Annotated in this window: 10 protein-coding genes; 2 read left to right on the top strand and 8 right to left on the bottom strand. The window is 66.4% G+C overall.

Annotated elements, in window-relative coordinates; genetic code table 11:
• From ON27_RS13135 to ON27_RS43885, 3 genes are all read right to left on the bottom strand, one after another.
• Positions 1-1,119: PucR family transcriptional regulator (locus tag ON27_RS13135; protein ID WP_043725302.1), on the bottom strand; the 1,119-nt coding region annotated here is incomplete at its 3' end.
• Positions 1,120-1,425: 306 nt separating this feature from the next.
• On the bottom strand, positions 1,426-1,599 hold the full coding sequence (locus tag ON27_RS43890) for a hypothetical protein (RefSeq protein ID WP_169334503.1): 174 nt from the start codon (positions 1,597-1,599) through the stop codon (positions 1,426-1,428).
• On the bottom strand, positions 1,596-1,901 hold the full coding sequence (locus ON27_RS43885) for a hypothetical protein (RefSeq protein WP_051046502.1): 306 nt from the start codon (positions 1,899-1,901) through the stop codon (positions 1,596-1,598). The genes ON27_RS43890 and ON27_RS43885 overlap by 4 nt, the downstream gene beginning before the upstream one ends.
• 119 nt (positions 1,902-2,020) lie before the next feature.
• Between ON27_RS43885 and ON27_RS44130 the strand changes: the two genes are divergently transcribed.
• On the top strand, positions 2,021-2,182 hold the full coding sequence (locus ON27_RS44130) for a hypothetical protein (protein WP_174377839.1): 162 nt from the start codon (positions 2,021-2,023) through the stop codon (positions 2,180-2,182).
• Positions 2,183-2,322: 140 nt separating this feature from the next.
• Here the strand turns inward: ON27_RS44130 and ON27_RS13125 are convergent, their stop codons facing one another.
• From ON27_RS13125 to ON27_RS13120, 3 genes are all read right to left on the bottom strand, one after another.
• On the bottom strand, positions 2,323-3,402 hold the full coding sequence (locus ON27_RS13125; RefSeq protein WP_245559929.1) for an alpha/beta hydrolase: 1,080 nt from the start codon (positions 3,400-3,402) through the stop codon (positions 2,323-2,325).
• 283 nt (positions 3,403-3,685) lie between these two features.
• Positions 3,686-3,892 (bottom strand): IPT/TIG domain-containing protein, encoded by a 207-nt coding sequence (locus tag ON27_RS44325; RefSeq protein ID WP_218002986.1) that lies wholly within the window; start codon positions 3,890-3,892, stop codon positions 3,686-3,688.
• On the bottom strand, positions 3,889-4,668 hold the full coding sequence (locus ON27_RS13120) for an IPT/TIG domain-containing protein (protein WP_218002985.1): 780 nt from the start codon (positions 4,666-4,668) through the stop codon (positions 3,889-3,891). The genes ON27_RS44325 and ON27_RS13120 overlap by 4 nt, the downstream gene beginning before the upstream one ends.
• 743 nt (positions 4,669-5,411) lie before the next feature.
• Between ON27_RS13120 and ON27_RS45370 the strand changes: the two genes are divergently transcribed.
• Positions 5,412-5,594 (top strand): DUF6011 domain-containing protein, encoded by a 183-nt coding sequence (locus tag ON27_RS45370; protein WP_083887542.1) that lies wholly within the window; start codon positions 5,412-5,414, stop codon positions 5,592-5,594.
• Here ON27_RS45370 and ON27_RS13115 read toward each other — a convergent pair.
• Positions 5,544-6,755 (bottom strand): RNA polymerase sigma factor, encoded by a 1,212-nt coding sequence (locus ON27_RS13115; RefSeq protein ID WP_083887541.1) that lies wholly within the window; start codon positions 6,753-6,755, stop codon positions 5,544-5,546. The genes ON27_RS45370 and ON27_RS13115 overlap by 51 nt on opposite strands.
• Positions 6,752-7,162, bottom strand: a complete 411-nt coding sequence (locus tag ON27_RS13110) for a YciI family protein (RefSeq protein WP_218002987.1) — start codon at positions 7,160-7,162, stop codon at positions 6,752-6,754. Before ON27_RS13110 ends, ON27_RS13115 begins: the two co-directional genes overlap by 4 nt.
• Positions 7,163-7,228 lie beyond the last annotated feature (66 nt).

The following is a 7,228-nucleotide window of genomic DNA, read 5'->3' as shown; positions in this document are numbered from 1 at the left end:
CCGGTAATCCACCGTATTCGTGTGCACGTAGAGTTTGCGAGCCGTGCGAGAGCGTTGCATGTTCGTAGCTATATACATTTCGAGTGTCTGCAGCAGTTCCGGGTGCTCTTCGAGGGAATCGAGCACAGCACTCAAGTAGTCGCGAGCAGGGCCGGGCCGGGTCAGCTGGTACTCGAATGCCAATTCGTGCGGGCGATATACCTTGCTCTCGCCGCCGAGCCGTTGGACGATGTCGACAAGTTCATGGGCTTGCTCGGCCGCGCGGGGGATCTCCCGCGGCGCCGCCGCCAGTACCACCGCTTTGACCGGCACCTGGGCTGCGGCGGACAGATGCACGACCAGCTGGTCCAGATCCGGATCGGAGAATTCCGTGGCGGGAAGCAGCAGCGTACCGCCGTCGACGCTCAACAGGGACAGCACTTTGCCGCCGCACCTATCGGCCAGTTCCGCTTGCGCCCGCCGCAACTTCCGCCGGGCGACCACTTGCGCGTCGAGCGAGGAATCGAGTTCCTCGGGGTGTGGTGGCAACTCCAGCGCCATGACGTGATAGCGGTCGGCCAACTCGATGCCGCACCCCCGAGCCATCGTCGAGGGGTTCTGCCCTCCCAGGAGTGCCGAGGTCAAGGTGTGGACGGCGGTGTGATGTTCGCTGACCGCCGAACGTAATTCACGAACGTAGGCCACCGACACCGCCGAGGTGATCATGTCCAGAGCATCCATCAGACGTCGGGCGATCCCGGCGACTGTGGCGTAGTCATGGGTGGCGACATCGGCCAGCAAAAGATCGAATCCGAGTTTGAAGCCTTCATGGATGGCGTGCTGGATGGTGTCGATCGGGATGCCCTCCCTGGCCCAATCGGCGGCAGCATCCTGCACTCGCTCGGTTCGCCCCGGAAGATCTCGTCCATCGAGCATGCTGTTCGTCAACTCCAAGCACACCCGTGTCACGGTGGTGATATCACCGTTCAGGGCTTCGCCGGGCAAAGTCGCACAGGGCACGACGTTTTCGACGAAATGGCCGACCATCCGGCGGGAGACGGTTCGCACATCCTTCAACGGCGTCGATACCGGCTGACCAGAAGAGGTCAGAAAGGGCTCGGCAGAGATTGCGGCAGACATGGCGACTCCTAACACCCACAAGTCACTGGGCAGGCCCCACGGTACCTCGGGCACTGATCTCGCCGTTCAGCCCTTCACTTGTGACAAAGAGCAACGGATATGTGGATCGTTTATAGATTTCGACAACGACCGGCAGAGCGACAATCGGGTAGTCAGCCCAGCGGCCATCCACCTCGTAGCCCTGTGCACGCTCCAGCTCGACCTCGTCGCGGCATGCTGGGCGGCGGTGACGACGCCGAATCGGAGACGCGAAATCCGGTCACTCAGAACGGGTTCGCCACCGCCGCACGCTACCGGGCCGGCCGGTTACAAGCAGAAGTTGATCTCGAAGTGGCCGACCGGGATACCGGTGCACACTTCCACCGAGCCGGAGACGGGCGTGGCCGTGGCGGCATCCGCGGAAGCGGTGCCGACGCCGAGGGCGCAAGCGGACAACGCCAACGCGGTTACGGCGAGCGGACGGATGATCCTGGAGTTCATACGGTGATCCTTGGTTGTGCGATGTGACGCGTCCCGGAATTCGGGACGGGGTCGATCAGAACACGGTCCGCGAGTGGGGAGTCAGACCTCCGCGAGACTTTGGATCTTCTCGGATCGTTGCTCGAGAACTCGCCGTGGATGTCCACAAAGATTTTGTCTTGCATATGCACAGCCATTCTGTCGAGGAAATGATCGTCGACATCGAGCGCCAGAGGGGGCGTACCGTGCGTTCCTACCGACGAGGCGATCTCGGCAACCGGGTGGGCATCGCCGGCATCACGCGGCAGGATGGTGTTCAGCATCCACGCCGGAGATCCTCACCCGCACCGATCTCGTTCGGCACCTCGCCGACGCGCTCGGCCGCGACATCGCCTTCCACCGATCCTCCCGCGAGGACACCGTCACCGCCCTGACCCCCACCATGGGCGACACCGCGCCCTGGTATGTCGACAACGTGCTCTGCGGTTACGACCCCGAGCCGGCGGCTTTGCCCGTCACCAGCGTCCGAGACATCACCGGCCGACCCGCGACGACTTTCGCCGAGTGGGCCGCCGCGAACGCCGCGCGCTTCGCCGCCAACTGAAACTCGCTCACCGAAGCTCTCGGCACCGCAGCCTCAGGCGACGATCGCGCGACGCGTCGTGGACGCGACCGGTGGTCCTGCCCGCCCACTCCGGTAGCTCCGGCGCGACGGATGTCAGCGGCTCGGGCGGACCGGCCGACTCAGTGCGGCAAGCCCAATCCTTCCGCCAGCACCGGCCACGAAGTCTTCAGCGCATCCTGCCAGTAGCCCCACGAATGCGTCCCGGTGGGCTGGAAATCGTAGGTGGCCGGGATACCCAGCTCGTTCAACCGGTCACGCATGTTGTGGGTGCACCAATTCACCGCGGCCTCGATGACACCGCCCAGCACCAGCTGATTCAGGAATCCACGCGGCCCGGGCTGAGCGTACGCACCGTTGTAGGTGTCGTACATCCCCGGAACGCCGGTCCCGGTGGACAGGAACAGTCGTATGCCGCGCAGCTGTTCGGCGTGCAGGTAGGGGTCGTTGGCCGCCCACATCGGATCGCCGGGCGGGCCGTACATGTTCTCGGTGTCGCCACCGCCCCAGCTCTCGACGGCGAGTTTGATGAACTCACGGCCGATCGGGTCGCTGGTCTGCGCGCAACCGCTGTAGGCCGCGACCGCCTGATACAAACCAGGTTTGGCGATCGGAAGCTGCAACACCGAGGTTCCGGAAGTCGACAGCCCCGCTATCGCGTTCACTCCGGTCGTGCCGAACTCCGCATCGATCAGCGGCGGCAACTCCTCGGTGAGGAACGTCTTCCACTTGTACACCCCGAGTTTCGGATCAGCCGCGCGCCAGTCGGTGTAGTAGCTCCAGCGCCCACCCACCGGCTGCACCACGTTCACGTCCTTGTCGGCGAGGAAGCGCAGCACGCCGGTGTTCTTCTGCCAGGTCGCGCTGTCCTGCCCGCCACCGCCACCGTTCAGCAGATACAGCGTCGGCCGTGGCACCGAACGATCGGCCGGGCGCAGCACCTTCACCATGATGTCCTGACCCATCGCCGCGGAACGCACCCGCAACTGCACGGTCCGGTCGTCCTCGGCCCACGAACCGGTGATGGACGGCGCGTCGGCGCTCGCGCTCGGTGGCGCCGCGCTCACGGCGATCAGCGCCGCCAGCACGGCGAGCACATGCGCCCACGGGCGGCGCGCGGCTTCCTTGCCGCTTCGCACGCTGCCCGCATCGCCATCCGACGCCGTCGCGCCTGCCATGGCGAGGCCGGAACTACGTTTCATTACTTGCTTCCTCCGAGCCGACGGCATTCGACCGCCCCGGCACCGTCCTCGCGGATCGGCACCCGAGCCGTGCCAACGCTAGAACCGCGACAGCAGCGCCGTTGACCTGGACAGACCGGGTCTGGACACCTCACGAATGCGGCGCGCCCGGCTAGGGATGCGGCACAGGAACGAGCACACCTCGACCCAGAGGGATGACACGCGGGCCGAAGGGACCGGCCCTTCCGGACCGGCCCCTTCGGTGATCAGGCCACCCCGGCGAATGCCGCGGGGTGGTGCGCGGTCAGACGTAGATGTACGTGACCGCGTTGCTGGTACCGCTCGCCGTTGTGACGGTCACCGGGACAATGCCGAAGCCCGCCGGAGCGACCGCGGTGATCTGGGTATCCGACACGACCGTGAACGAAGTCGCCGGAACCAGACCGAACCGCACCGCGGTAGCGCCGGTGAACCCGCTGCCGGTCAGGGTGACGGTCGTCCCGCCGGTCACCGGACCCGAACTCGGACTGATCGAAACCAGCGTGGGAACCGAGAGATACGTGAACGGCAGCCCGGCACTCGTACCCGCGGGGGTGGTGACGGTGACCTGCACCGTACCCGTTCCCGCGGGGCGACCGCGATGATCAGCGAGTCCGACAACACGAAGTAGAACGTCGCGGGAGTGGCTCCGAACCGCACCGCGGTAGCGCCGGTGAACCCGGTGCCGGTCAACGTGACAACGGTTCCCCCGGTCGCCGGGCCGGAACTCGGACTGATCGAAACCAGTGTGGGGACCGACAGGTACGTGAACGGCAGCCCGTTACTCGTACCCGCGGGGGTGGTGACGGTGACCTGCACCGTGCCTGTTCCCGCAGGAGCGACGGCCACGATCTGGTTGTCCGACACCACGGTGAACGAAGTGGCGGGCGTGGCACCGAAATTGACCGCCGTCGCGCCCGACAGTCCCACGCCGAAGAGGACGACCGTGGTCCCCCCGGCCGGTGATCCCGTGCCAGGAGTGAGCGCGAACAGGATGGGCGGCAGCACATAGGTGTAGGGACTCGCGTTGCTGATACCGCTCGGCCCGATGACGATGACCGGTACCGTACCGATTCCCACGGGAGCGACCGCGGTGATCTGGGAATCCGAACCGACCGTGAACGAAGTCGCCGGAAGGATGCCGAAGAACACCGCGGTAGTACCGGTGAACCCGCTGCCGGTGATATTCACACTGTTACCACCGGTGACCGGTCCGGTGGTCGGGGATATGGATGTGATAGTAGGCATTGATCCTGCCTCCTCGTCGCTGTAGTGAAGAGGGGGTCGCGGTATGTGAAGGGTTTCTCCCACCGGGGTGCCGACTCCTGCCGTGGCACGGCAATATCCAGTAACACCCCGGCATCCCCACTGAGGCAATGGATTCGACGATCTGTTTTCGTCCGTTTTCGGATTCAGCGCCGCATGTCGGTATCCCGGACGCTCGAGATTCGCAGTGTGTGCGGACACGGCAGGATCCGTGCCGCTGACCTGGCCACTGTTCGACAGCTATTCGTCCCCACCGCTGGAACGCATTCAGTCGCGCCGAGTTCTCGACTACACGGATACGGTATCCGTCGGGTATACCTGCGCTTCAGGTGGTGAGAGCAGAAGTACCGCACAGCTATATACGCGCCACCCCGGCAATCCGGCTTCTCTCGATTTCGCCATTTCGGCGAGCGAGAGATTTCGAGGCACCTGGCGGTGCTCAGGCGCAGCCGATACGGGGATAGTCGTTACATCGACCGGTGTGGCTCGGGTCGTTGCGTCAGCGGTGAAACACAATGCCTCCAGTGCTTTTTCGATCTCACTGGACGTGCCGGGCAGCGAACCTCCCGCGACAAGCCGCACCGCCCCCCACTATCCGCTCTGAGCAGCGCACGGTTTGACCATCGACCGAGTCGCCGTCGATCCATTGGACAGCATCGGGTGCGGGAACGCCGGTGGGTGTCGGTGCCCGGTGCGATGATGCGGACGGGAGCGGAGGAGAAGATATGGACCACACCGACGACCAGCCCACCGTACGACTTGTCGCGCACTGCCGCCGTTGCCGCGGCTGGCTCCTGTCACCGGAATCGGTCGCCCAAGGCATCGGACCGACCTGCGCGATCCGTGAACGCGCCGAGCTACGAGCTTCGCTCGCCGGGGAGCTGACCTTGTTCGACATCGCCGCATGACCGGAGTGCCGTCGACCGACTCCGCGCGCGGTGCCGTACGCGCGCTGCCTCGCGGGTGAGGTGGTCTCGTTCGGCCACGCTGGTGGCCGCGCGGGCGGCCGCGGCGTACAGGTCGGCGGCGTGGCCGAGCTCGCCCGCGCGCTCGTGCAGATAGGCCGCGACGGCGGTGTAGCGGGGCAGGGCGGGGTCGAGGTCGGCGAGCGCGGCGAGGCCTGCCTGTGGTCCGTCGGCTTCGCCGAGCGCCACGGCACGATTCAGACGCACGATCGGGCTGCCGGTGAGCAACAGCAGTTCGTCGTACCACTCCACGATCTGGACCCAGTCCGTCTCCGACGTGCAGCGAGCGTCGGCGTGCAGCGCGGCGATCGCGGCCTGTGCTTGATACTCGCCGAGCCGGTCGCGGGCCAGCGCGGTCTGCAGGATGGTCACTCCTTCGGCGATCAGCTCGACGTCCCAGAGCGAGCGGTCCTGTTCGGCCAGCGGCACCAGGCGACCACCGGGCCCGGTGCGCGAAGCCCGGCGCGCATGGTGCAGCAGCATGAGCGCGAGCAATCCGGCCGCCTCGGGCTCGTCGGAGAGAGCGGCGAGTTGGCGGGCTAGCCGGATCGCCTCGGCCGCCAGGTCGACCTCCCCGCTGTAGCCCTCGTTGAAGACCAGGTAGAGCACTCGCAATACGGTCGCCGGGTCGCCGGGCTCCTCGAGCCGGACTCCGGCGATGCGCCGTTTGGCCCGGCTGATCCGCTGCGCCATCGTCGCTTCCGGAACCAGGTATGCCGCCGCGATCTGTCTGGTCGTCAAGCCGCCGACCGCGCGCAGGGTCAGCGCGACCGCCGAACTCGGCGGCAAGGTGGGATGCGCGCACAGGAAGTACAGACGAAGCGTGTCGTCCGTAGCGGGCACCGGACCGCCGGGAGGTTCGGCCTCCACGGCGAGTTCACGTTCGCGCCGGGCCGTCTCGGCCCGGGCGGCGTCGAGGAATTTGCGCCACGCCACCGAGATCAGCCACGCTTTCGGATTGTCCGGCCGCTCCCGCGGCCAGAGTTCCAGCGCCCTGATCACGGCCTCCTGCACGGCATCCTCGGCCGAGGCGAAGTCAGCTCCGCGACGAACGAGGACGCCGATCACCGCAGGCACGAGTTCCCGCGCCAGCGGTTCGTTCACTCGGTCACCGTGTGCGCCCCGGTGAGGAACGGCCGCACCTCCAGCCATTCGTGAATCGGCGCGCCGCCGGCCCCGGGAGCCGCGGACAGCTCCCCGGCCAGCTCGACCGCTCGATCCCAGGAGTCCACGTCGATGATCATCCAGCCCGCGATGAGGTCCTTCGTCTCGGCGAAGGGGCCATCGGTCACCGGTGGACGTCCCGAGCCGTCGGATCGCACGAAGGCGCCCTCCGGGGCCAGAGCCTGCGCGTCCACGAACTCGCCGCTGTCTTTCAGGCGGTCGGCGAAGTCGTTCATGTACTGGATGTGCGCGTCCACCTCCTCCGGAGCCCACTGATCCATCGGAGGATGGGCCACGGTCGGGGCCGGGCCACCACGATAGTGCTTCAGCAGCAGATATTTCACGATGAACTCCTTTTCGGTCGCACGGCCGGTCAGGCCGATCGTGCACCAGGGACGGAGCCGGCGCGTAGT

Origin of the sequence: Nocardia asiatica NBRC 100129 (assembly GCF_000308415.1) — a bacterium.
Lineage (GTDB): Bacteria > Actinomycetota > Actinomycetes > Mycobacteriales > Mycobacteriaceae > Nocardia > Nocardia asiatica.
The sequence above is the reverse complement of the archived record's forward strand: the minus strand, read 5'-3'. Positions and strand labels throughout refer to the sequence as shown.

Coding starts and splice junctions, on each gene's coding strand:
- ON27_RS45370 (WP_083887542.1), top strand. CDS start 5,412: ATGGACCACACCGACGACCAGCCCACCGTACGACTTGTCGCGCACTGC.
- ON27_RS43885 (WP_051046502.1), bottom strand. CDS start 1,901: ATGCTGAACACCATCCTGCCGCGTGATGCCGGCGATGCCCACCCGGTT.
- ON27_RS44130 (WP_174377839.1), top strand. CDS start 2,021: ATGGGCGACACCGCGCCCTGGTATGTCGACAACGTGCTCTGCGGTTAC.
- ON27_RS13125 (WP_245559929.1), bottom strand. CDS start 3,402: ATGAAACGTAGTTCCGGCCTCGCCATGGCAGGCGCGACGGCGTCGGAT.
- ON27_RS13120 (WP_218002985.1), bottom strand. CDS start 4,668: ATGCCTACTATCACATCCATATCCCCGACCACCGGACCGGTCACCGGT.
- ON27_RS43890 (WP_169334503.1), bottom strand. CDS start 1,599: ATGAACTCCAGGATCATCCGTCCGCTCGCCGTAACCGCGTTGGCGTTG.